This window comes from Sphingobacterium siyangense, from assembly GCF_023277505.1.
Lineage (GTDB): Bacteria > Bacteroidota > Bacteroidia > Sphingobacteriales > Sphingobacteriaceae > Sphingobacterium > Sphingobacterium siyangense.
Window position 1 is genome coordinate 3,784,257 of record NZ_CP080574.1, and the last position, 23,039, is coordinate 3,807,295.

Annotated in this window: 25 protein-coding genes; 5 read left to right on the forward strand and 20 right to left on the reverse strand. The window is 36.7% G+C overall.

Annotated elements, in window-relative coordinates; translation table 11 throughout:
• Positions 1–6: 6 nt before the first annotated feature.
• The 3 genes from K2F45_RS15735 to K2F45_RS27470 all read right to left on the reverse strand — a co-directional run bounded on the left by K2F45_RS15735 (position 7) and on the right by K2F45_RS27470 (position 3,281).
• On the reverse strand, positions 7–1,920 hold the full coding sequence (locus K2F45_RS15735) for a phospholipase D-like domain-containing protein (RefSeq protein ID WP_248931830.1): 1,914 nt from the start codon (positions 1,918–1,920) through the stop codon (positions 7–9).
• Positions 1,921–2,032: 112 nt separating this feature from the next.
• On the reverse strand, positions 2,033–3,010 hold the full coding sequence (locus K2F45_RS15740; protein WP_248931831.1) for a PD-(D/E)XK nuclease family protein: 978 nt from the start codon (positions 3,008–3,010) through the stop codon (positions 2,033–2,035).
• 43 nt (positions 3,011–3,053) lie between these two features.
• The gene (locus K2F45_RS27470) at positions 3,054–3,281 is read right to left on the reverse strand and encodes a heavy metal-binding domain-containing protein (protein WP_420833001.1); all 228 of its coding nucleotides are present in this window, start codon (positions 3,279–3,281) and stop codon (positions 3,054–3,056) included.
• Between the two features lie 401 nt (positions 3,282–3,682).
• On the opposite strand from K2F45_RS27470, the gene K2F45_RS15745 reads away from it, so the two are divergent.
• Positions 3,683–4,915, forward strand: coding sequence for an IS256 family transposase (locus K2F45_RS15745; protein WP_248931832.1), 1,233 nt, complete (start codon positions 3,683–3,685; stop codon positions 4,913–4,915).
• Positions 4,916–5,165: 250 nt separating this feature from the next.
• Here the strand turns inward: K2F45_RS15745 and K2F45_RS15750 are convergent, their stop codons facing one another.
• The 7 genes from K2F45_RS15750 to K2F45_RS15780 form a co-directional block, all read right to left on the reverse strand.
• On the reverse strand, positions 5,166–6,782 hold the full coding sequence (locus tag K2F45_RS15750) for a DNA recombination protein RmuC (RefSeq protein WP_248931833.1): 1,617 nt from the start codon (positions 6,780–6,782) through the stop codon (positions 5,166–5,168).
• A 130-nt stretch (positions 6,783–6,912) separates the two neighbouring features.
• Positions 6,913–7,098 carry a heavy metal-binding domain-containing protein gene (locus K2F45_RS15755; RefSeq protein ID WP_248931834.1) on the reverse strand — a complete coding sequence of 62 codons (186 nt, stop codon included), beginning with the start codon at positions 7,096–7,098 and terminating at the stop codon, positions 6,913–6,915.
• A 680-nt stretch (positions 7,099–7,778) separates the two neighbouring features.
• Entirely contained in the window at positions 7,779–8,171 is a 393-nt protein-coding gene (locus tag K2F45_RS15760; protein ID WP_248931835.1) for a hypothetical protein, read from the reverse strand.
• A 706-nt stretch (positions 8,172–8,877) separates the two neighbouring features.
• Positions 8,878–9,165 (reverse strand): hypothetical protein, encoded by a 288-nt coding sequence (locus K2F45_RS15765; protein ID WP_248931836.1) that lies wholly within the window; start codon positions 9,163–9,165, stop codon positions 8,878–8,880.
• Between the two features lie 159 nt (positions 9,166–9,324).
• Positions 9,325–10,014, reverse strand: coding sequence for a hypothetical protein (locus K2F45_RS15770; protein ID WP_248931837.1), 690 nt, complete (start codon positions 10,012–10,014; stop codon positions 9,325–9,327).
• The gene (locus K2F45_RS15775) at positions 10,001–10,147 is read right to left on the reverse strand and encodes a hypothetical protein (protein ID WP_248931838.1); all 147 of its coding nucleotides are present in this window, start codon (positions 10,145–10,147) and stop codon (positions 10,001–10,003) included. The genes K2F45_RS15770 and K2F45_RS15775 overlap by 14 nt, the downstream gene beginning before the upstream one ends.
• 731 nt (positions 10,148–10,878) lie before the next feature.
• Positions 10,879–11,271 carry a hypothetical protein gene (locus tag K2F45_RS15780; RefSeq protein ID WP_248931839.1) on the reverse strand — a complete coding sequence of 131 codons (393 nt, stop codon included), beginning with the start codon at positions 11,269–11,271 and terminating at the stop codon, positions 10,879–10,881.
• A gap of 341 nt (positions 11,272–11,612) precedes the next feature.
• Here K2F45_RS15780 and K2F45_RS15785 point away from each other — a divergent pair, with 341 nt between their 5' ends.
• Positions 11,613–12,083: a DUF1963 domain-containing protein gene (locus K2F45_RS15785; RefSeq protein ID WP_248931840.1), complete on the forward strand. Its 471-nt coding sequence runs from the start codon at positions 11,613–11,615 to the stop codon at positions 12,081–12,083.
• Between the two features lie 96 nt (positions 12,084–12,179).
• Here K2F45_RS15785 and K2F45_RS15790 read toward each other — a convergent pair whose 3' ends face one another.
• The 9 genes from K2F45_RS15790 to K2F45_RS15830 form a co-directional block, all read right to left on the reverse strand.
• On the reverse strand, positions 12,180–12,629 hold the full coding sequence (locus tag K2F45_RS15790) for a GNAT family N-acetyltransferase (protein ID WP_248931841.1): 450 nt from the start codon (positions 12,627–12,629) through the stop codon (positions 12,180–12,182).
• 465 nt (positions 12,630–13,094) lie between these two features.
• Complete coding sequence (locus K2F45_RS15795) at positions 13,095–14,066, reverse strand: DUF6985 domain-containing protein (protein ID WP_248931842.1); 972 nt, start codon at positions 14,064–14,066, stop codon at positions 13,095–13,097.
• A gap of 256 nt (positions 14,067–14,322) precedes the next feature.
• On the reverse strand, positions 14,323–14,466 hold the full coding sequence (locus K2F45_RS15800) for a hypothetical protein (RefSeq protein ID WP_248931843.1): 144 nt from the start codon (positions 14,464–14,466) through the stop codon (positions 14,323–14,325).
• A gap of 49 nt (positions 14,467–14,515) precedes the next feature.
• Positions 14,516–15,274 carry an SDR family NAD(P)-dependent oxidoreductase gene (locus tag K2F45_RS15805; protein ID WP_319030492.1) on the reverse strand — a complete coding sequence of 253 codons (759 nt, stop codon included), beginning with the start codon at positions 15,272–15,274 and terminating at the stop codon, positions 14,516–14,518.
• A 79-nt stretch (positions 15,275–15,353) separates the two neighbouring features.
• Positions 15,354–15,770, reverse strand: a complete 417-nt coding sequence (locus K2F45_RS15810) for an OsmC family peroxiredoxin (RefSeq protein ID WP_248931844.1) — start codon at positions 15,768–15,770, stop codon at positions 15,354–15,356.
• Between the two features lie 47 nt (positions 15,771–15,817).
• Entirely contained in the window at positions 15,818–16,714 is an 897-nt protein-coding gene (locus K2F45_RS15815; RefSeq protein WP_248931845.1) for a helix-turn-helix domain-containing protein, read from the reverse strand.
• A gap of 65 nt (positions 16,715–16,779) precedes the next feature.
• The gene (locus K2F45_RS15820; RefSeq protein ID WP_248931846.1) at positions 16,780–17,598 is read right to left on the reverse strand and encodes an SDR family NAD(P)-dependent oxidoreductase; all 819 of its coding nucleotides are present in this window, start codon (positions 17,596–17,598) and stop codon (positions 16,780–16,782) included.
• 142 nt (positions 17,599–17,740) lie between these two features.
• Complete coding sequence (locus K2F45_RS15825; protein WP_248931847.1) at positions 17,741–18,496, reverse strand: NADPH-dependent F420 reductase; 756 nt, start codon at positions 18,494–18,496, stop codon at positions 17,741–17,743.
• A gap of 101 nt (positions 18,497–18,597) precedes the next feature.
• Positions 18,598–19,344 carry an NADPH-dependent F420 reductase gene (locus tag K2F45_RS15830; protein WP_248931848.1) on the reverse strand — a complete coding sequence of 249 codons (747 nt, stop codon included), beginning with the start codon at positions 19,342–19,344 and terminating at the stop codon, positions 18,598–18,600.
• 345 nt (positions 19,345–19,689) lie between these two features.
• Here K2F45_RS15830 and K2F45_RS15835 point away from each other — a divergent pair, with 345 nt between their 5' ends.
• From K2F45_RS15835 to K2F45_RS15845, 3 genes are all read left to right on the forward strand, one after another.
• The gene (locus K2F45_RS15835) at positions 19,690–20,814 is read left to right on the forward strand and encodes an NtaA/DmoA family FMN-dependent monooxygenase (RefSeq protein WP_248931849.1); all 1,125 of its coding nucleotides are present in this window, start codon (positions 19,690–19,692) and stop codon (positions 20,812–20,814) included.
• 177 nt (positions 20,815–20,991) lie between these two features.
• Positions 20,992–22,011, forward strand: a complete 1,020-nt coding sequence (locus K2F45_RS15840) for an LLM class flavin-dependent oxidoreductase (RefSeq protein ID WP_248931850.1) — start codon at positions 20,992–20,994, stop codon at positions 22,009–22,011.
• A gap of 89 nt (positions 22,012–22,100) precedes the next feature.
• Positions 22,101–22,397 (forward strand): winged helix-turn-helix transcriptional regulator, encoded by a 297-nt coding sequence (locus K2F45_RS15845; protein ID WP_248931851.1) that lies wholly within the window; start codon positions 22,101–22,103, stop codon positions 22,395–22,397.
• A gap of 68 nt (positions 22,398–22,465) precedes the next feature.
• Here the strand turns inward: K2F45_RS15845 and K2F45_RS15850 are convergent, their stop codons facing one another.
• Positions 22,466–22,798: a hypothetical protein gene (locus K2F45_RS15850; protein WP_248931852.1), complete on the reverse strand. Its 333-nt coding sequence runs from the start codon at positions 22,796–22,798 to the stop codon at positions 22,466–22,468.
• Positions 22,799–23,039: the final 241 nt, after the last annotated feature.

The window sequence follows — 23,039 nt, forward strand, 5'->3', positions numbered from 1 at the left end:
AAATTTCTATGCTACTATCCGTAATGTCGTTTGCTCTATTTCTCTTACTCTCTTCGCGACCTCATCTGGAGCAAAATATTCAGGCAAGAACGCTACAAATCCGGATTTATAAGCAGATACAACGCTATCTAGAATCATTTCTGTAAACATTTTTCCACTCATTATTCGTGCATAATAATCATCAAATATTGACTTTATATTCTTCTGATAATCTGAATATAAAGTTGCTATCTGAGTTTGAAGAGAATTTAATTCCATATCCAAATTTTGCATCGTTGAAATATGACCTTCAATTACAGAGGTAGTATATCCAATTTTACTAAATAAAACCTCCTTCTCCGTATTCAAATCAATCAATTGTTTATCCAAAAAAAGTATTCTGCTATTTGTATTGGCATCTACAATATCCCTTTGCGACTTTTTGTAGACATTAGTAAGATAATCTATAATATGATGTACTATAATTAATGGAAGCATCCCAAAGGCAAAAATTAACCAGAATTCGGCGTGTGAAAATGCCTGATATATCTCGATATCAGACTGCTCACCATTTACTAATGCTTTCACTTCCGCAGTTGTCATGGTAATCATAATAGACACAATTACATCAAATACAACGATACCTATCCAAAACATAAGTTTATTTACCCGTTCATTCTTATTACCAAAAATTTTAATATTGGAAATCAACACTGGAACTAAAAAAAATAACATACCTACAAAACCAAAAGCAAAACCATATCTGGTAAACATCTTCCCAATAGCATTGGCGTCTACAATAGGTGGAATGCTGGCATTACCGGTGGCTTCCAAGGCATTTCGTATTTCATTTGCTTCAAAGAAAGATTTAAAAACAGCTGATCCAAAAAATATTGACAAATAAATAGACAATAATCCTAAACCTATTACAGCCATAATTGTACCTGGGGTCCAGAATTTTTGCAATACAACAGATTGTTCCAAAGTACTTTTTTCTAATTTATTCTGTTCAACTTCCATATTTAACTGGAGAATTCCTTTTTCTCCTGTAATTTTATCGCCTGACTCCAACTTTGATTTTTTCTCCCTCGCTTCTTCTAGCTTACCTTGAATTGAAAATTTTTCTAAATCATTTTTACGCTTTTCATTGAGAAGTTTATCATCACGTTCAATATTTAAACTAATCTTCTCACTTTCATAAGCCATTGAAATATTCGAAATCAAAAGATTCTTTTTACTACCAAGGCCCTCATCTGTAGCATAACTTCTTATTTTTTCTTTAATACTATTATATTCAGTACGGAAAATATCCAAATTACCCGTACTTTCTCTAGCATTTTCATAACCTTTGTCTCGATAATTATCTGTATTTAAATCTATTGCCGAATAAACTAGACTGTTTAATTGATCTGAAAAACTATCAATTTTATTTAATGATTGCATTCTTGGTTCTTTAGTAGATGTATTATTTTCACTTTGATTATTATATATTCGATTTAATTCAAGTTTATGGTCAATATTGTGTCTTAATCTTTCAAATTCAGCCAAAAACTTAGAATACAATGCTGTATCATAAGAAATAGATACATTCTCAACATTGTTCTTACTTGCATTATAAGAATAATTATAAGAGCCATTAATTGTCAGTCTATTGTCGATCAATATAAACTTGTGATGCATTATTCCCCTAGAATCGCCTGTTTCAAATGCATGTACTGCTATATTCGCCTCAACAAGCATATTCTTAACGGTTTCATTCTGCTCATTTGAAGATAGAATAACGTCGACATAAACGTTCCTATTTTTTGCTTCGATCATTGCTGCTGCAATATCACGATCTGTAAACCACGCCATAGCTAGCAAAACACTTTGCTCTGCCCCTTTAATTTCTAAAATAATTCTATTTTTTATTTCAGAACCATCTGTAATTAGATCACTCATTACTATAAACTGTTTTTTTTAATTTCTGAAAAAGCATAAGCTAACATTTAACATGTATAGAGTTTAATATATCTTGAGGAATCATGAATTTTACATTTTTAATCATATTCTACTATATTATTTTAATATTTAAGTCAATAAATCTTCTCATCTTATTGAAGGCATAGTAATACCATTGCCTAATGTCATTGGAAGGATCATCTTGATTGAGAAATTCTGCCAGATCTTTATTTAAATGTAAACCTATACCATTGATAGTTTTCGAATAAATAAATTCCTCTCTTTCTGCTTCTCGAAATATAGGCTCATATTTTAAATTTTTGTTATAATACAAATGGACATTCAAGACCTGTGTTTCAAAATCTATACTGTATGCTAACTCATTTGGAGAATCTACATTATAATCAAATCCAACAATTTTCCATCCGATTCGAATGCTATTTCCCGAGGCAACTTCTTGTTTAGAAATAGACATTCCCGGCCCTAAGAAAATTGATTGAAAATCTGATTTGCTTATTTTTAAATAGTATTCGAATGTCTTCAAGGTATCCTGCAAAAACTTGGCTGCATCAAGCTTTTCCTGCGTGAGTTCGTAACTATCGGCCATATGTTGTTTTTTTAAAAAGTGATAAAAACTTGTGATATAATAATTTTCAGGATATTGTCTTAATAGCTTGGAAAGTTGATGCCAAGTAAATTGGTAAAAACGATGATCGGCAATTGTTTTATCCTCATAATACTTCGTACAGTATCTTAAAAACCTTGTCTTATTTATTTCTGTTAAGACATCAGAATAACGGAGTAACTGATCGTCGCCTTCCGACGACTCTACCTTATTTTCAATAAAACAAATTTTATCATTACTCTCAAGCACAAGATCCACAATACACGCACATCCAGATTTTGAGGGAAATCTTCTTTGTGTATAAATGGTATAGTCATCTACTGGCAAATGTATCAAACTATAAAATGACTGAGCAAACTGTGATTCAGCTTTGAGTAAGCTCGCTAAAATTTCGGTTGTAAAATCCTCGCTAGCTCGGTTACCTCCGCCGTCTTTTGGAGAGAGCTTAAATAATTCGTAAAACATAAATAGAAATCGCTTAAGTTTTTTTTAATCAATAAGGTGAAGATTATGTGGCGTTAGTTCCTTCAACGATTCGTACTCTTCTACTGAACATTTCATGCGCGATTTCAGGCTTCAAAGTTTTCTCTTCAAAGCCTCCAAAGAGAGATGTATAGCTCGCTCCTATAGCGCTAAAGACAGTGGTACCGATAACAACATTGGCTGCTAATGGATCATTAAATCGTGAAATCTTCCTCCCTTCGATGGAATTGGTGGTAGTGGTGGTTACTATCATGGCATTATACTTTTCAATCGGGCAAGGTTAATACCCAAGCCGAATATACATTATTTATGCTGAATTAATATCTTTACGGATATTAACTTTCAAGATTATTACAAACTGTAAGGCTAAAGTATGGGTTTGGAAGAAGGATTGGTTACGGGAAACCGTAACTGATGATCCATCGGTTCTACAAAGAAATCAAGGTAAATAGTTAACCAATAAAGGTACTGTTTTAAATTTCAAATATTTAGACAAAAAGTATTTTTGTATTCTAAAGAAGTTCAACATCTGAACTATATAGTGTAATCTCGATTTTCCGATCGGGACTATTTACTTTGAGACTGTAACATGAACTGTGTCAATGGAATAATTCAATAAGATTATTTATATTCAATTATTCAAACGACATGGTCATGAAAGAAAAAGACCCATTCGACTTTGAACGCTTCAAGACAGAAGCCATGCAAGGTCTTTACGAAGGTAAAAGTTTGTCTCCCAACGATGGCGTCCTAGCGCCGTTAATGAAGCATCTGTTGGAATCAATGATGGATGGAGAACTGGAAAACCATTTGAACGAAGAGAAAGCGTCGGGCAATAGTAACCGGCGAAATGGTAAGACAAAAAAGACTGTCCGAGGCCTTAATACTGGGACATTTGAACTGGAAACAGGTCGTGATAGATCCGGCACGTTTGAGCCGAAAGTAGTACCTAAAAGACAATTAATCATTACTGAACAGCTTGAGGGACACGTATTGAGCATGTATGCCAAAGGAATGAGCACACGGGCGATAAGTGAGTTTATCCGCGAAATGTATGCAATGGAGATCTCTGCCACAGAAATATCACGTATTACCGAAAGTGTACTTCCAGCGGTAAATGAGTGGCGTAGCAGGCCTCTTGAAGCTGTTTATCCCTTTGTTTTCCTGGATTGCATGCACATTAAAGTTCGCCAGAATGGAACTGTTGAATCAAGAGCTATTTATAACATACTGGGAGTTGGCATGGATGGTAGAAAAGATCTGATCGGTCTTTATAGCTCAGAAAATGAGGGAGCTAAGTTCTGGCTTTCAGTTCTTACGGATCTAAAGCAACGTGGTGTTGAAGACATCCTTATAGCTTGTATTGATGGTCTAAAAGGGTTTCCCGAGGCCATAGAAGCTATTTTTCCAAAAACAAAGATCCAACTGTGTATTGTTCATCAGATCAGAACAAGCATGCGCTATGTAACCGAAAAAGATAAGAAGGTAGTAATGGAGGATCTAAAGCCAATCTATAAGGCCGTGAACGAAGAAATGGGATATGAAAACCTACTGTCTTTCGAAGAAAAATGGGGTAAGAAATACCCTCTTGCCGCCAAATCCTGGATCGATAATTGGACTAATCTTTCCACTTTCTTTGAGTACGAAGAACAGGTTCGCAAGATTATATACACCACAAATCCGATTGAGGGAATACACCGTCAGATACGAAAGATTACTAAGTCCAAGGGAGCGTTTAGCTCTGAACAGGCTTTATTGAAGCTGATGTATCTGATTATTAAGGACATTTCTAAAAAATGGACGATGCCAATACATAACTGGGGCTTGACTATATCCCAACTATATATTAGATTTGGGGATAGACTCAAACTCGAAAGAGGTTTTTAAGTTTTTAATCCAATGACACAGTTGGTGTTACACTCCCTTTACTTTATAATTTTCTATAAATACTGTATCATTTTTCCAAATCGTATGCATTATGATTAATAATTTTCTCTGTATGGCAACCTGCCCGACCATTTTTGATGACTTTTTTTGAATGATTCTAACGTTGGTTTCCTTTAGCTATGCATTGTATCAACAAGCTACCATAGCCGGAAAATACAGTGCATTCCTCTTCTTTTTAATACTCCATTTGTTAATTTTCCTCTTCCAGCTGCATATCTTCTTCAAAATTTATTGGCATCAGACTCTCGGGTACTTTCTTTTCAGACTTTAAACCTAAATTTTTTAAGCTTATTGCCTTGTCAATCAAGTTCCCTTTTCCGTCTTTAAGTCGACCTAATGCAGTCTCATAGGAACCTTGAGCGTCTTTTAACTTTTTTCCGATAGCTTCAAAACTCTCTGTAAAGCCTACAAATTTGTTATATAGGCTCTCCCCTCGCTCTACAATCTCCATTGCATTCTTGTTTTGCCATTCACGCCTCCATAAATCAGAGAATAACTTAAGGCAGGCTATCAGCGTAGTAGGGCTAACTAGAAGAATCCTTTTTTCATAAGCGAAAGACCATAAATCAGATTCTCCTTGTATTGCAATTAAATATGCTGGTTCAATAGGAACAAACATCATTGTGAAATCTAAAGATTTTTCTTCAACATCATCATATTTTTTATTGTTCAGCCCGTCAATATGTTTTTTTATTGATTTTATGTGCTCAGCCAGATATTTTGATTGTTCGTCTACATTTTCACTAGCAGTATATTGGTTATATGCTACTAATGAAACCTTTGAGTCAATCATGATTGCCCTCTCGTCAGGAAGGACAACTTTTACATCAGGTCTTAGACTATTACCTTCCTTATCTTTCATTGACTGCTGAACAAAATATTCTCGATTCTTAGTCAAACCAGAAGACTCAAGTATCCTTTCCAAAATCATTTCACCCCAGTTACCCCTTTTTTGTGAATTCCCTTTTAATGCAGAAGCTAAACTGTTGGCCTCCGAACTCACAATATTTGTTTGATCGATCAACCCTTTTATTCTTTCCTCTAATGTTGATCTTTGTTTTGTGTCTTCTGTATGCGTTTCTTCGATTTTTGCTTTGAACTTGTTGATATCCTCCTTTAGCGGATTGAGCAATGTTTCAATATTTGATTTGTTGGTCTCTGTAAATTTTGACGATTTTTCTTCAAATAATTTGTTGGCAATTTTCTCAAATTGCAGGTGTGCTGTTTTTTGGAGATCTTCAACCTCTGTTTTTTGCGTGGTCAGCTTTTCCGATATTGTGGTATTATATGCTGTTAATTTGCTGACCTGTGCTGTTAGCTCATTAAGCTTTGATTGTAAACTATCTATCTGTTCAGTTTGCTTATGGTTTATATCGTTCTGCCTGGATAAGGTTTCAGAAATAGCACTATTGACCGCATTTAATTCAGATATTTTTTGCTTATGGTTGTTGATCTCATCTTGTCGAACTATGTTTGTTTCAAGCTCATTTGTAAGCCTGTGTGACAGCTCAGCTATTCTGTTTTCTCTGTTAGTTAACTGTGTTTCCAGTGAAGTTGACTTCGTTTGGAACTGGATAGCTTCATTTTCTTTTGATCTGACCTTATCTAAAAGTTCTTCATTCTTCGTCTGGCACATTGCTATCTTCTCTTCATAAACTCGAAGGTGTGTCGTTGTTTCATGGTATTTTGAAGACATTTCGTCGTATGCTGATTTTAAAACATATTTTGTTTTGTTGAATAAATGAAAAATAATGTAAATTACTATTCCACCTACTAAAAAGCCAATTGCTATGCTTATCGCTTCCATATTCTATTTTTTATTTTAATTATTCTTTATTAGTCAGTCTTATGTGTAATACCTACTTAAGGCCCCTCGTTGTTATCGGGGTACAGTACGAACTCTTATTATTGCACGTCTCTCTTTATGGATTAGGTTATTAATAATGAATCGAAAGAATATTTCGATGACGATAATAGAGGTAAAAAAATACCCTCAAAAAGTTTAAATAGCTCGCACCTATATCACTAAAGACAGTAGTGCCGATAACAACATTGGCAACTATTGGATCATTATAGCGTGAAATCTCCCTCCCTTCGATGGAATTGGTCGTGGTTACTATCATGGCATTATACTTTTCAATCGGGCAAGGTTAATACCCAAGCCTAATATACATTATTTATTCTGAATTAATATGTTTTCAGATATTAACTTTCAAGATTATTACAAACTGTAAGGCTAAGGTATAGGTTTGAAAGCAGGATTGGTTACGGGAAACCGTAGCCGATTTACTCAACCGTTTTAATAAGACAATAAATAAACAAAAAGGCCTCCCTCGTTAACCGTCGAGGGAGGCCATGTTGGCTAGATGTCCGCTTGGGCTAGATGTTAACCGGCTTTGGGCATTCATCTACTGTAAAGATCGCGAGATTAGTTGAGATAATTGTTGTTCATTTCTTATAAAATGTTGTTCAAAAATTCCATTCTAATTATAATTCAATTCCAAAAGGCTATTTCACTTCATCAAATATTATTATCTGTCTTAAGAAAATTCCAGATCAACCCACTCTTCGATAATGACTACCGTCTTTTATCAAAAAGTTCTTCCATGATCATCCCCATCTGATCCGTCAATGTAAAATATTTTTTAATGCTTAGAATTTCTATAGTCAAAAATCAGGTAACAGAAGACTTTTTGACTGTTCGTACTCCGTGCTCAACAGCTAGAAATAATGTTTTTTCAAAAACCAAACAGGATTCGCCCCTCCCAGACTCAAGGTTATTTTATTCCTTTTATATCCGTTTTCATCGAATATCGTCCTTTATCCACTTTAATTCCCCACGTTGTATCATAGCTATATACTTTTGCACCTGATCATCGGTCAATAAGCAATTGTCTTCAAGGTGGTAATTGAACTGCTTAGTGAAGGTGTAATATTGAATACTTCCTACATAAGCATTATTGAGATAAATATGCCAAAGGCTGTATTTCTTGGCCCGGACTTCCACTACCTGGCGTTTTCCATGATGATAAAACAACTCAGGCACATCCGTATCAAAGCGAAGTATAAGAGCGTCAATGCACGCTTCCTTGATGTCATCGGCAAGTACACCGAATGCCAATTGCCACACGCCCTGAGATTTCCTGAAAACATAAAAAGCAAGACCATTTTTGTTGTAAAGATGATAATCTTTCATGCCCATGCTTTTATCATGCACGGTAATTTGAGCGTACAGTACCCGATTTCGGCAAAAGATTTCTAGCGGTTTCATTTTACAATATTACTAATATTATTAGTAATATTGTAAACGGTATAGATTTATAGGTTTCTCAATTTTTATATGTAATCGGATATATTAAGCCTATCATAGCCCGATAATAGCATCGCACAAATTGTTTGGACATATGGCTTGAGCGTTGCTATGACACGCTTGTACATTTCCTGCATCTTCTTCTCATACATGGTAGAGCGGCCACCAAAGAAATCGACATAGCTCGCTGCTATATCGCTAAAGGCAGTGGCGGACAATATTGGCAGCTATTGGAATGTTGGAATCGGTCGTGGCATTCTGAATTAATATGTTTACAGCTATTAACTTTCAAGATTATTACAAAATGTAAGGGTGAGGTATTGGTTTGAAAGTCGGATTGGTTGCGGGAAACCGTACTGATTTAGTTAGCAGTTTTAAGAAGGCAATTAAGATAAACACCAGGTAGCGATTTCTGGATATGAATACATAAAAGTAAGGTACAACGGAATAAGACCGTAGGACAGTGGAAAGGTTTCAGGATATTGAAAAGCTCACCGAAATTGAAAAGGATCACATATTTGCACTATTTGACGCATTCATCGCCAAAAGCAAGATGCAGGCGATACTCAAATAAAGCAATAACGCCCAATCTCTATAGGATTGAGGGTTTTATCTCAAAGGTACCATTCGGTTCTTTTCTATAAGCAAAAAAGCCGGGCTCCATATCAGAAAGAGACAACAGTTCCTCATCTATGTTCAATATCTCTTCCATGGAAATAACTTTATACTCCGATTCTTCAACCGCTCTGTCACTAATAAATTCCCACATTCCATCCTCTAGATGATGATACACTCTAGTTATTTGATCCGTCTTATTCAAAACAAATGATGTTGTCAAAACTGCCTCTTTGGCATCAGAAAAATAGTTAATTAACTCCATTAGAGATCCTGTTGTAGTAGCGGCTTAATGCCCACCGAAACTAAATAAAATATGACTTTTCCCTTTATACGATATTCCTCTAAAATGGTACTCTTTTCATAAACGTTTTATATTGATGTAATTTTCGATTGGACAAATTTTAGAAATTTATGAATGAGCTTATTTTACACTTTCTAGTTCTGAACTATGCAAATCTGCTATTTTTTTATCCAGTTTATTGGCATCTATCTGTTGTAAAAATTTTTCTCTATTGGATATCATTCCTTGTAAATTATGAAGCCAAACATCCAACTTGCCAAACTTCCATTCAAATAGATTCGGTGACCAAGATATTGAAACGTTATTTATCTCAGTCAAAACTTGTTCAACCTTATTTATATCGTTTACATAAAAAGCTGCTAAAAGTTTTGCTTCAAAAAGTTTTGCCTGTCCAACTGGACTTGATTTTATAAGCGTTTGGGTAAACTGTTTATTAAAAATCTCAAATAATTGACCGACAGTTATATAATTCCTCCCAAGAATTGGAACCTGTTTCTTTGTACATTCTACAGCTTCTTGAAAAAAATTCAGATGTTTCTCGTAAGGAATATTAAATTGAAAACCTCTCCTATTATATATTTCCTGTATAAAAATAGGTTCTATAAGACATTCCTTTATGTTTGTTTTCCATAGAGGATAACACACAAAAATTGGCCTATAACATTGTGTTCGCGGAAGACTTAATATTTCTATGCCTAAAAGAAATGCTCCACATACTTTGTACAATTTATTTTGGTTATAAACGGACAATTCTAAAAAGTTATCGGACCAATTATTTATAACTTCTTTCTTTATATTATTTGCTATCATTTCTGTTTAATAACTTGTGTAGATAACCATCAAAGAAATCTACATAACTCTCACCTATATCACTAAATACAGTGGAGCCGATGACAACATTGACAGCTATTGGAAAGTTGGAATTGGTGGTGGTTACCATCATGGCATGCTAATTTTCATTGGGGCAAGTTAATGCCCAAGCCTAATATACATTATTTATGCTGAATTAATAGGCTTACAGATATTAACTTTCAAGATTATTACAAACTGTAAGGCTAAGGTATTGGTTTGAAAGAAGGATTGGTTACGGGAAACCGTATCCGGTTTACTCAACCGTTTTAAAAAGACAATAAAATAAAAAAAAGCCTCCCTTATAACCGTTAAGGGAGGCAATTTTGGCTAGATGTCTGCTTGGGCTAGATGTTAACCGGCTTTGGGCATTCATCTACTGTAAAGATCGTGAGATTAGTTGAGATAATTGTTGTTCATTTCTTATAAAATGTTGTTCAAAAATTCCATTCTAATTATAATTCGATTCCAAAAGGCTATTTCACTTCATCAAATATTATTATCTGTCTTACGAAAATTCCAGATCAACCCACTCTTCGATAATGAAAACCGCCGTTTATCAAAAAGTTCTTCCATGAGCATCCACACCTGATCCGTCAAAGTAAAATATTTTTTGGTGTATAGACCATCTATAGTCAAAAATCCGGTAACAGAAAACTTTTTGACAGCTAGTACCCAGTGCTCAGCAGCTAGAAATAATTTTTTTTAAAAACCAAACAGGACTCGATATTGTATTAATAGTACTTTTCAAAATAGGTAGTAATTAGGAAGCCTTGAGATCCTCCCAGACTCAAGGTTTTTTTTTATTCCTTTTATATCCTTTTTTCATCGAATATCGTCCTTTATCCACTTTAGTCCCCCGCGTTGGATGATGGCTATATACCTTTGCACGTGATCATCGGTCAATAAGCCATTGTCTTCAAGCTGGTAATTGAACTTCTTATTGAAGGTGTAATATTGAATACTTCCTACATAAGCATTGTTGAGATAAATATGCCAAAGGCTGTATTTCTTGGCCACAACTTCCACTAACTGGCGTTTTCCATGATGATAAAACAACTCAGGCACATCCGTATCAAAGCGAAGTATAAGGGCGTCAATGCACGCTTCCTTGATGTCATCGGCGAGTACACCGAATGCCAATTGCCACTCTCCCTGAGATTTCCTGAAAACATAAAAAGCAAAACCATTTTTGTTGTAAAGATGATAATCTTTCATGCCCATGCTTTTATCATGCACGGTAATTTGAGCGTACATTATCCGATTGCGGGAATCCGTAGCCAATCTATTTATTCAGTAACTTTAATGAGACAAACAAATTAAGCAATAAAAGCTCCTCTCGTTAACCACCAAAGGAGGCAATCTTCGCGAAATATGTTCATACGTATAAAGCTCACAAGATTGGACAGATTCCTATCCCGGTCTATCAAGGATAGAAACTGACTGAAAACACTATCCGCCACTTTTTTATACGAATTATCTTATCGTTTTGGACGTTTCCTCTGTTCCAACTTTGCTTAGAAGATATTGAAATTAGACCTGATATTTTAGCTGATACAATGGTGGTTACTGTTTTTATAGCAGAAGAACTTCCAATGGATATAACTGCCAACGGAAATGAATGGCTTTTGCGAGAATATAAAAAATCAGACAAATTAATAATTAAAGAATTAAACAATCCTGATTCAGGACTAAAACCATTCCCCCTAAAACCTTCAAAAATAGAAGAAGATTATCCCGTGTGGGATGGAGGTGGTTTAACAAGTGAAATGGAAAATGAAATATTAAAACTTGAAAGTTCGGGAATAATTGAAGGTTATTATGATATAGCTGAAAATCAATATGGACACAAACTTGGAGGATATCCAAGCTTTTGTCAACCAGGTGTTTATTTCGGCAAAGACTTTGAATTTGTATTTCAAATTGCATCCGACGACAAAGCAAATTTGAATATAGTTGATAGCGGAACGATGTATTTTGCTAAAAATGCGAAAACAGAAGAATGGAATTTTTACTGTGACTTTTATTAACAAAAACAGCAGAGCTCAAAACAACTGTAATAGCCACTACTTGATCTGAGGATCAAAACTTCAAACAAAATATTCCTTCCCGACATTTCCAATTGCCTAAGCCTCCTGCCTAATATTTTCCCAAGTGCTTTTTGTCATTTCAAACTTAACCTCTTTACTGCCGTGCATTCCGTTTCTCTCCCAACCTGATTTCAGATAAAACCCTTCTGCTCTTGAATTAGGAGCTGTGCCCAGCCATACAAATTGCTTTCCTGTAGAAAAATACCAGTCAAGCATCATTTGATGGAGCTTGCGGCCTATTCCTTGTCCTTCAAATTCCGGTGCTAAGAAAAGTGCCCAGATATTATCTTCTTTTAAATCTGCAATCGCAAAACCTACAATTTGGTCAGCTATCTCACAAACCCAGCCCTTTCCCCGCTCAAATAAAAATTCTTCGCAGTCTTTATCACTTACCAGTGCTGGATCAGAAAGCGTATTTTCTTTGACAGAATTTCTAACGATCTGGATCTGTTTAATATCTTCAATTTTTGCTTCTCTAAATTTCATGGTTATAAAAGGCTAATAATTCAATTTTTAAATATTTTGACCGTACCAATATAATTATATTCAGCAAATGGATAGTTAATATTCACAAAATATTATCAAAGAAAAATTAATACCACAAGGATTTGATCCAATATATATATTTGAAGAAACAACTTTCTCAATATAATCGAATAAAAATATTATGACCAATAAATCCCCAAACCTTAAAGATGGAAAAAGTTTGTAATTTTTCAGCGCTTTAACGGAAGGTGGATTACATTCCTTAAATAGCGCTATTGGTTAGCTGCTGATCCAAATTATCACTCCGCTACCCGACAATCGAACCCAGCTCATGCTGATAGTTATCTACCTCCGATCTGGGCATCAGGAAAACGTATAGGTCCAAGACCGACCCTCGGCAGCAGTTTCCAAAAGGGTGAATGTTTGTCATTATGATTAATATGCATAGTTAAATATAATTCTTTTCTAGCCTATAATATGTCCGTCCTGCGCACTTACACGAACGAGCTTCCCCTGTTTATTGTACACCAGCTGCAGCCCATGTTCCTGCTCCCAATCGCAATCGCAAAGCAGTTGCAGATATACACCTTTATCTTCATACGGCTCGCGGCTTACATATAGCCCGGTACATTTTACAAACTGCCACACCTCTTCAGGCTGCTTCATCTTCCACATCGCATCATCAGCATCATCGTAACCAATGGCGTCCAAAAAATCCATGCAATTTTGGTACACATATGCCGATACCGTAAGGCGGTGGCTGTTATCCTGCGCCAAGAAGTTACGTAACAGTTCATCCGCTTCCTCGATAAAAGAATGGTCTTCATTTGGATTAAAATCCGTAAACGAAACCGGCATTTTTTCATTGTTGAAGAAGGGAATGTCGACCTCATCTATGGCCGTCCACCAATCATCATACTCCGTATTAGTTAATCTGCCGACAACGGCGGACTGTATCTCGGTTTGGGTGATGGGAGACGGTTTGGTGACAATTGGCACCTTGTTGTCGAGTGATTCAAAAATAGTACGTTTTGTTGCTTCATCACGCTCGATAAAATTATTGAGCTGCTGTGACAGTTCCTTGATATTAGTGATCCGGGTTATTCCTTTTGCGGATATCCTGATAGTAAAATCCCCTATAGCAGCATCATATTGCATAGAGACATATTGATAATCATAAGTGGGCAGTTCAAAATATGTATAGGCGTTTATGGTATAATACGCCATACAATATCGGAAATCATCTGTTTGATAAGTTTCGTTCTCGGGACTGCAATTTAGGGAAGGGTGGTACTTACGTATGATAAGCAAAATGTTATGGTCCGCGCTTACGGTAGCCAGCGGGTATCGCTTTAAAAACTCATTCAATGTTTTGTTTAACCTGTTACGGCTAGTTTGCAGCAACTCTCCCGGTTTTTCAAGTTCCCATCCAGTCATTATTTATTATATATTAATAATACTACCCCAAAGTTACTAAAAAATAAAATTCTTCGCTATTGGCTGGCAAAAGAAAAGCCCTGCATGACACATCAGCTATTCACCGTAAATGCCTTTTCATCCCCCCGCTAAGCAGCTGCGCTACGTGTTGATTTTCACTTTATCTTGGTGATTATAAAAACATGATTATTTAAACATAGCACAAAAAGCCGATGAACGCGGAGACATTGAACCGGACAACACAGCGGCAAGCCCGTTATGTTGCCCTGCGTTCATCAAAGGATATATTGGGGATATGCTTATAAGACGCCGAGTTTTTGATCGGGAAAGCCATAGACAATTTCATCAGCAGCAATTTTTGAGCCAATTGCGCTATTAACTGTGGTTTGTTTCCTCCCATTTACATAACCGTCTTTATCAATGATTTTTGCAAACTGTGCATTAGCTAATTATATTCTATATCCACCAGAAACTTCTATCCGTTGCGCATTAATCCATTTGGAATCATCGGAGCAAAGGAATGCTACCACACTTCCAATATCATCCGGCAATCCTACCCTTCCCAGAGCTGCTTCGGAAGCTAAGTATTTATTTACGTCTGACATATCACGGACAACACCGCCATCAAAATCAGTTTCAATTGCACCTGGAGCAAGTGCATTGACTCTTATTTTTCTACTTCCCAGTTCCAAAGCCTGATATCTTGATAGTGCATCTATTGCAGCTTTCATAGCGCCATATGCAGAGTATCCTGGAGATGAGAATCTGGCCAAACCCGAAGAAATATTCACGATACTGCTTCCGTCATTTAATAGGGGTAGTAGTTTCTGCGTTAAGAAATATGGGCCTTTGAAATGGATATTTGTCATGAGATCGACTTTTTCTTCCGTCATCGTTTCAAAGCTCTGGTTGATCCCTATGCCTGCGTTGTTTACGAGTGCATCCAGTTTTGCGCAAGAAAATTGTGTATCCAAGATGTTTTTCACTTCTGCTGTGAATTGATCGAAACCTGCCGTTGTTGAGATATCAAGAGACAATGCAAATGCTTTTTGTCCGATACTTTCAATTTCCGTTACTACCTCATCGGCAAATTCTTTTTTGGTTTGATATGTAAGGATAATATCAAACCCTTTTTTTGCCAGTTGCAAAACGGAATCCTTACCCAGTCCACGGCTTGCGCCTGTTACTAATGCTATCTTACTTGCCATTTTTATTGTTTTATTTGTTTTTATAAAGTTTAAAATAGGATGTTTACACTATGCAAAAGATCAATAACTTTCTGGTTATTTAGGCTATTAAATGTGCTTTCGAACTTATTGGTATATTCAATACTTTAGAAATTAAGCAATTTTTTTTAGCATCTTTTGTTATGGTTTCGAATTCATCTGCACTAATACCGGGCACTGCCCCAGAGATTGAAAGATGAATTCCTGCTATTGAAAGACCTTCCATGGTCAATGTAGCTTCGGTATCCAATGATGTTGGATTTAGTCCTTTTTCTGTTAATGCAAAACTAACCGCCATAGTAAAACATGCAGAATGTGCTGCTGCCAATAATTCTTCAGGATTTGTTCCTTTTTGATGGTCTTCAAGACGGGTTTTGAAACTGTAATTTGTCTTGTTTAGAATTTCACTTTGGGTAGTCAACTCCCCTCTACCTTCTTTTATAGTACCAGACCAATGTGCTTTTGCTGTACGTTCCATACGTTATGATGTTGTATTTATAGGTCAATTATTGGCAACTGCCATTGTTAGTTTAAGAAGCGTCCTCTGAATTGATTAGGGGTGACACCTACTTCTTTCTTAAAGAGACGGGAAAAATAAGTGGTGTTTTCAAAACCTAACAGGTACGAAATTTCAGAGATATTGAGTTCACCTTCACTCAGTAAATTTTTGGCTTCGGCGATTAAAAACAGATGGATGAGCTCCAGGGCTGTCTTACCTGTTTCTTCTTTAAGTAAATCGGTTAAATAACGGGGTGATATATGCAGCTTTTCTGCCATCTGCGCTACCGTGGGTAATCCAATGTCCTTTGTTTTTCTGCTTTCAAAATTTGCAACAAGCAGCGCATTAAACTTCGTTACCGTTGATCCTGTTAATTGCTTTCGGTTGATAAACTGTCTTTTATAAAACCGTTGTGCATATTTTAACATTGAATCAAGATGACTGATAATGATAGACTTACTTAGCTCGTCCGTATTGTTATTGTACTCTTTTTCGATATTGAAATACAAATTCCAGATGATATTTTCTTCCGCAGGTGAAAGGTGTAAAGCTTCGTTGACTTCATAATCGAAATAACTGTATTTTTTTATTTCGTTGTAAAGTGCTGTTCCGGCTAAAAAATCTTCGTGAATAATAATTAAAAAGCCTTTTTCCTCTAGCATTATGTTTTGGAATGCTACTTTCTGCTGTGGCTTTATGAACGACATGGAACCTAAGTCGTGGTCATATTTGGTTTTACCATACGACATACTCCCCGATTTCAATTTTTTGAATCCGATGATGTAAAATCCGGAAGAAAATTCAAGTTTATTATTCCCTTTACACATATCTTGCTCACCATAGACCACACTAAAAAGCGGGTTTTCAGGCGGCTTAATACCGAAAGCCTCGTGCAGGTCGCTAATTTTGGTAAAATGTTCCATATTTTTTTAAACGATATTAAAAGTAGATTCTGGAAAAGTCAGATCCCGCTCATTTTAAATTTCTGTTAACCGTGTGCTGCTACAGAGACATCCTGCCAAGATTCCCAGGTTTTAAGACGTTCGTCGTAAGTGTGTTGTGTCCAGGTGAATGCATTTTTACCTAACAGTAGTCTTAATGGTGGATTTTCGGCATCGACTAAACTCAGGATAGCTGTAGCCGTGGCATTTGGATTACCAGAATCTTGGTCTGCTGCGTGGTCATAAAAATCTTTTCTTATGGTATCGTAAGCAGAAACTGTTGAGCTGATCGCAAGAGAATTGTTTCCGAAGAAATCTGTAGCGAATCCGCCCGGTTCTACGATGGTTACTTTAATGCCAAAACCGCTTACTTCGCTTGCCAATGTTTCCGTAAGCCCTTCAACTGCAAATTTAGTGGCGCTATAAAGTCCCATTAATGGTACTGTATTTAGTCCCAAAGCACTTGAAAGCTGAATGATCTGACCTGAATTATGCGTACGCATAATTGGTAAAACCGCCTGAATCATCCATAATGAACCCAATACATTGGTTTCGAATTGCGCTCTAACATCGTCTTCGATAAGTTCTTCTACAGCTCCAACGTGTCCAAAACCTGCGTTATTTATGAGTACATCGATACTTCCAAAATGTTTTTTTGCGGTTTCAATTGCTTCAAAACTTCCAATTCTGTCTGTAACATCAAGTTTAAGAACCAAAAGATTTGATGAAAATTCTTGTTCCAGTTCTGCTAAGGTCTCAGGATTACGAACAGCCGCAACGACATTGTCGCCACGTCTTAAAAATGCTTCCGCCCAAATTCTTCCGAACCCACGGGATGCGCCTGTTATAAAAATTGTCTTTGCCATTATATTATTTCTAAATATTTGATATGGACAAATTTCTGCAAATTTTTACCTGTAATTATGATACAAAAGTAGGCAATAATGAAACGTTTTTACCTACTTTTACTAACGATCAAATTCAATTTTCTAGTTGTCGTTCAGTTTTTTACTTTGTTTTTGGATTTTTTTCAAACAATGCTCTATTGTATTTAACAACATCGGGATGAGACGGATAGCTTGACCTAGCTGAAAGTTCAACAATAGCTTTATCTCTCAAAATGGGTGCATTTTCTTTCACACCATCTGCCAATGCCTGTTTTAATTCTGCTGCATCCAATTCTGTACAGTAAGCTGGTGTGCCGGGCTGGTGTCTCCAAGATTCGGAAAGGTTACCCGAATCAACTGCATCGTAACCAGCTTCATTAACCAATCCGGCTATTACCTTTTTTGCTTCGGCATCATCACCGGCTACGGCCATTGCAATTCTGTTTTCAGCACCAGTTTTTTTTCCACCACTGGCAAGTGTTTCTGCCAATAAGTTATTGAATGCTTTTACTACAGGTCTTCCCAATTGTTCAGATACCCAGACACTCTCTACCTTTCCATTTTTGATTTCTTCAATATCTGCATCGCGGAATGGATAATAATTGGAGGTATCGACCACAATTACATTTTTCGGAACGTCGGCAAACAAATCTTTGGGCAGAGTGGGGATGGCTATAGTCGGCAAAGATAGAATAATGACATCTACATCCTTTACCACATCTTTTTGATGAGCAGCTGTAACACCTAATTCCGCAGCACGGGCATTCAATTTGTCGATGTCGCTTGCATTATTTATTTTCACTTGGTGACCGGCCGCAGCCATTTTTTTGGCGATTGTTCCGCCTATGGCTCCAGTACCTATTATTCCTATTTTCATATGTTATTTACTATTTTGTCTTCCCATTTTTACTCTAAACACAAATACAGCTTTTAGAGCCAGAAATGATCTAAATGCAAAACCTACATTTATTTTCTAGATTAGATATACAATGCACGATTGATGCGAAGTAGATACGCTGGATCTAGATCTTTGGAAATTCCACCCAATCGTTCCGTAATAGCCAGGATAGCTAAATCTCTTCGTTTTGGTAAGCGCTCCTTTTCTGCTGTATCCATCAAGGATGCTATTTCCTTTTGAGTTAGATCTGTACAGTATACCGGAGATCCAGGCTGCTGTCTCCAGGAATCAGACAGAGCGCCAGCATCAAATGCATCAAATCCGGTTTCATCGATCAATTTGATTGCAACCTGTCGATCTATATCCCTATCTGCAGATATTGGAATTGCTATACGCTGAGGAGCCCCAGAAGGTTTGCCATTCACGGCAAAAGAGTGAGCCCCAATTGCATTCCAAGCTTTAGCAAAGGGACGTCCCAACTGCTGTTTCACCCATAAACTTTCTACCTGCCCACTTTCAATGCTGTCAATGCTACCATCACGCGCAGGGTAATAATTAGAGGTATCTATAATGGTAGTTGCTTCCGAAACAGCAGAAAATAGTGGTGCTATAGCGGGTATACGGCTTAACGGAATAGATATAATGATAACATCTTTGTTATCAATAGCTTGCTGGATGCTGACTGCCTGCGCACCATTTGCGAGAATATCCTTTGCAATATTTTCTGGTCCCGAAGAATTTGCTACATCCACATTATGACCTCCTTCTGATAATTTTAAAGCTAATGTTTTGCCAATAAGGCCGACACCGATTATTCCTATATTCATATCTTAATATTTTAAATATTTAATTTTAATTAACTCCACGCATGTCCTTTACAAATCTGACATGTATTTTTAATCCTTGAGCTTCAAGTATTAAAAGATAATGAGACAAATCTACAGAAACTAAACTTTCCTTTTAATAGTACTTTCCCAAAGGAAAGTAGATTTTTAATTTAGTATGGAAAAAACATATTCCCTTATCAATAGATCAATTTCACTTTCCTTTAGGTAACTACTATATTTTGGTTAGTAATTTTGCTGTAATTTTGTAAGATGTAAAAATGTTTGGATCGATACTTTAGAAAATCTCGAGTTGAGATAAGGCATTTAAATAAATCACCAAGCAATATGGGTAATAAAAAGAAATTGAAACTTGCCGCCATTATCGAAGGTACAGGTTGGAATCATACCTCTTGGCAACATCCGGATATGCCGGCAGACGCAAGCGAAAACATCGACTTTTATGTTCAGCAGGCCAAACTTGCGGAAGATGCCAAATTTGAAAGTTTATTTTTGATTGATGTCAGCCACGTTGGTCCAGGAAATATTCCGCATTATCTGAGTATGTTCGAAGGCGTTTCTATCATGTCTGCCTTAGCCATGAAGACCGAACGAATAGGACTTTCTATGACGGCTTCAAGTTCTTATACAGATCCTTATAATGTAGCGCGTCAGGTTCTGTCTTTAGATAAAATAAGTCGAGGAAGAGCGTCACTGAATGCCATAACTTCCAATCCGGGAGGGATGGTCAATTTCAGTCGGGGGCACTTGTCGAAAGCAGACCAGTATCCTATGCATCGCGAGTTTTTAGAAATTATAAGGAACTTGTGGGACACCTATGAGGACGATGCATTTGTAAGGGATAAAGAAAATGGAATCTTTTTGAATCCGTACAAAATGCATTTAACAAACTACAGGGGGAAATATTTTTCTGTCGAAGGTCCGTTGAATATAAGCCGTTCTGTTCAGGGAAGACCTGTTTTATACACTGCTGGCAGTTCACCAACATTTGTTGACATAGCTACTACTTACACGGATGGTGCTTTTGTAGGCGGTTTTTCGCTGCAAGAGATAAAACATACGGCCATGGCACTTAGAAAAAAATTGGATGAGAAGAATAGAAATCCAGACAACTTTGTGATCGCGACTTCGCAAAATCCAATCGTGGGAAGAACGGATGCTGAAGCTCATCAAAAATATATGGAGCTGGCGGCACTGAATCCGTATCAGCGAATTGCACCACCGCTATTTTTTGGGTCTGCCGAAAGTGTTGCTGATGAAATTCAGAATTGGTACGAAGGGGGAATTATGGATATGCTGATGATCAAACAAGATCATCCGTACGGTCTCAGAGACTTTATCGAATTGGTCGTTCCTATATTACAAGAACGAGGAATCTTCCATACCGAGTATGAAGAAACAACACTTCGTGGAAACCTCGAGCTTCCAAAACCAGCATTCAGAAATTTTTAATCACATCAATCTATTTGCTTTTCAACATGGGAGCAATTTAAACGGATTCAGTGTCTTTTGTTAATTGCTATCAATAATAAAGTTTCAATTGATAACTTTGTGTTGATTTATTTGATAAGAGGTTAGGTGCTGTTATTCGTGTTATCTGTTATTTAATAAAATCAAAATTTCGAAAAAATGAAAAAACATATCGCTCACTCCATTTTAGAACTCGCCATCGTATCAGAAGGCAGTACATTTAGACAGACATTACAGCAGTCGCTGGAACTGGCTAAAGTGGCAGAAGCAAATAATTATAAACGCTATTGGTTTGCGGAACATCATAATTCGGCTTCGGTAGGCAGCAGTGCCACTTCGCTACTCATACTTTATGTAGCCGAAAACACCAGTACAATAAGAGTAGGGTCGGGTGGCATTATGCTACCCAATCATTCGCCTTTGATCATTGCGGAGCAATTTGGAACTCTTGCTCATCTTTATCCTAACCGAATTGATTTAGGTCTGGGAAGAGCGCCAGGTACAGATACGCTGACGGCTCAGGAGATCCGATCGGACTTTATGAAAGCAGCGCACTCTTTCCCTGCGGAAATTGAGAAAATTGAACATTATTTTTCAAAATCCAACAGTACGGGTAAAGTAAGAGCACCGATCGCAGAAGGTGCCGATGTTCCCATTTACATCTTGGGATCAAGTACGGATAGTGCACATCTAGCTGCTCGAAAAGGATTGCCTTATGCATTTGCAAGCCATTTTGCCACAGATCATTTAATGTCGGCATTAAAAATCTATCGGGATGAGTTTCAATCTTCCGAAATGATGAAAAAACCTTATACAATTGCGGGTGTCAATGTGATCATCGCTGATACGGATGAAGAAGCACAAAAATTGTTTACATCACTGATCAGGATGTTTTTGGCTATTTTGACAGGATATTCTCAGCCTTTGCATCCGCCTACAGAAATGACCGATGAACTGAAAGACATTTTCCATCATCCAAGTGTACATAAGATGCTTAAATATTCCTTTGTGGGCACTAAGGAAACCGTTAAAGAACAGACGAAAGCGTTTCTTGAACAAACGCAGGTTGACGAACTTATTGTCGTATCAACGATTTATGACATAAAGGATAGAATTAAGTCGATAGAAATGTTTGCTGAAGTAATGAAAGAAATCAATGAGGTCGATAGCGCAATCTAAAATTAACGTAATTGGCTCATCAGTATAATAAAAACAAAACAATGGCACAAAAAAAAATTCACTGTGACTGTCTAGAGACTATAAAACCAGTGCGAGATACTTTGGATGTTATCAATGGGAAATGGAAAATACCCATCATCATATCAGTTGGTGTTGGCAATGATCGCTTCACAGATATCCAGGAGAGTATACCCGGAATCTCACCGAAAGTATTAGCGAAAGAACTTAAGGATCTTGAACAGCATAAATTGCTGAAAAGAATTATCATTGATGAGTATCCAATAAAGATCTCCTACATACTTGAGCCTTATGCAGACACTCTAACCCCCATTATTTATGCACTTAAGGATTGGGGAATAAACCATAAGAAAAAGGTGACGGAGTAATTTTTTTCAGGCAAGAATTTTAAAAACACTCCTAAATCCGGGGAGACGTCACTTTTGACTACTGACATTCAATTGTCACAAACCAGATTTAAATGTGAGTGGTAATGATACGATTTTGCGGAAAGCACTTTTATAATGCTGTAAACCATGCTTGATTTGCCACTTGCATCGTCAGACTGGTACCCAACCGTAATCCTACAGCTGATGCTGCCCATCAATAAGGTGTTCCTGCTTCCCGTATAGGTATGGGAAAGTTCCAGTTTTTTGGTAAGCTCCGTCAATACCAATAAATTTGGTGCCCAGTTAGAAAATTTTCTCGTGTAAGGCGCATAATTCTGAAATGTCGCTGATGTCTGTATTCTCAAAGCGGATCCCGAGAAGCAATGTCCATTCGTTTCCAAGATCAAAATTTAAGGTAGCATAGGCTGAAAAAAAAATCTGCTATTTGTACTGTATACTTCCGGAGCGATTAGTATCTACTGGCAGTGCGCTGTTAAGAACTTCATAGACGCTCCATACTCCTGATAGTGGTCGGTATTGCTATATCGGTTAAATAATAACAGGATATAGGATTGGTAATATACCACCTACAAATAGCATTGAAATATTTGTCCTCCGTAGAAAAAAATTTCCATTATTACA

Coding starts and splice junctions, on each gene's coding strand:
- K2F45_RS15810 (WP_248931844.1), bottom strand. CDS start 15,770: ATGGAACGTACAGCAAAAGCACATTGGTCTGGTACTATAAAAGAAGGT.
- K2F45_RS15740 (WP_248931831.1), bottom strand. CDS start 3,010: ATGTTTTACGAATTATTTAAGCTCTCTCCAAAAGACGGCGGAGGTAAC.
- K2F45_RS15825 (WP_248931847.1), bottom strand. CDS start 18,496: ATGAAAATAGGAATAATAGGTACTGGAGCCATAGGCGGAACAATCGCC.
- K2F45_RS15840 (WP_248931850.1), top strand. CDS start 20,992: ATGAAAAAACATATCGCTCACTCCATTTTAGAACTCGCCATCGTATCA.
- K2F45_RS15790 (WP_248931841.1), bottom strand. CDS start 12,629: ATGAAATTTAGAGAAGCAAAAATTGAAGATATTAAACAGATCCAGATC.
- K2F45_RS15735 (WP_248931830.1), bottom strand. CDS start 1,920: ATGAGTGATCTAATTACAGATGGTTCTGAAATAAAAAATAGAATTATT.
- K2F45_RS15795 (WP_248931842.1), bottom strand. CDS start 14,066: ATGACTGGATGGGAACTTGAAAAACCGGGAGAGTTGCTGCAAACTAGC.
- K2F45_RS15815 (WP_248931845.1), bottom strand. CDS start 16,714: ATGGAACATTTTACCAAAATTAGCGACCTGCACGAGGCTTTCGGTATT.
- K2F45_RS15775 (WP_248931838.1), bottom strand. CDS start 10,147: ATGATGGTAACCACCACCAATTCCAACTTTCCAATAGCTGTCAATGTT.
- K2F45_RS15760 (WP_248931835.1), bottom strand. CDS start 8,171: ATGAAAGATTATCATCTTTACAACAAAAATGGTCTTGCTTTTTATGTT.
- K2F45_RS15835 (WP_248931849.1), top strand. CDS start 19,690: ATGGGTAATAAAAAGAAATTGAAACTTGCCGCCATTATCGAAGGTACA.
- K2F45_RS15820 (WP_248931846.1), bottom strand. CDS start 17,598: ATGGCAAAGACAATTTTTATAACAGGCGCATCCCGTGGGTTCGGAAGA.
- K2F45_RS15755 (WP_248931834.1), bottom strand. CDS start 7,098: ATGATAGTAACCACGACCAATTCCATCGAAGGGAGGGAGATTTCACGC.
- K2F45_RS15785 (WP_248931840.1), top strand. CDS start 11,613: ATGGTGGTTACTGTTTTTATAGCAGAAGAACTTCCAATGGATATAACT.
- K2F45_RS15830 (WP_248931848.1), bottom strand. CDS start 19,344: ATGAATATAGGAATAATCGGTGTCGGCCTTATTGGCAAAACATTAGCT.
- K2F45_RS15805 (WP_319030492.1), bottom strand. CDS start 15,274: ATGGCAAGTAAGATAGCATTAGTAACAGGCGCAAGCCGTGGACTGGGT.
- K2F45_RS15750 (WP_248931833.1), bottom strand. CDS start 6,782: ATGGAAGCGATAAGCATAGCAATTGGCTTTTTAGTAGGTGGAATAGTA.
- K2F45_RS15765 (WP_248931836.1), bottom strand. CDS start 9,165: ATGGAGTTAATTAACTATTTTTCTGATGCCAAAGAGGCAGTTTTGACA.
- K2F45_RS15745 (WP_248931832.1), top strand. CDS start 3,683: ATGAAAGAAAAAGACCCATTCGACTTTGAACGCTTCAAGACAGAAGCC.
- K2F45_RS15770 (WP_248931837.1), bottom strand. CDS start 10,014: ATGATAGCAAATAATATAAAGAAAGAAGTTATAAATAATTGGTCCGAT.
- K2F45_RS27470 (WP_420833001.1), bottom strand. CDS start 3,281: ATGATAGTAACCACCACTACCACCAATTCCATCGAAGGGAGGAAGATT.
- K2F45_RS15800 (WP_248931843.1), bottom strand. CDS start 14,466: ATGGGAGGAAACAAACCACAGTTAATAGCGCAATTGGCTCAAAAATTG.
- K2F45_RS15780 (WP_248931839.1), bottom strand. CDS start 11,271: ATGAAAGATTATCATCTTTACAACAAAAATGGTTTTGCTTTTTATGTT.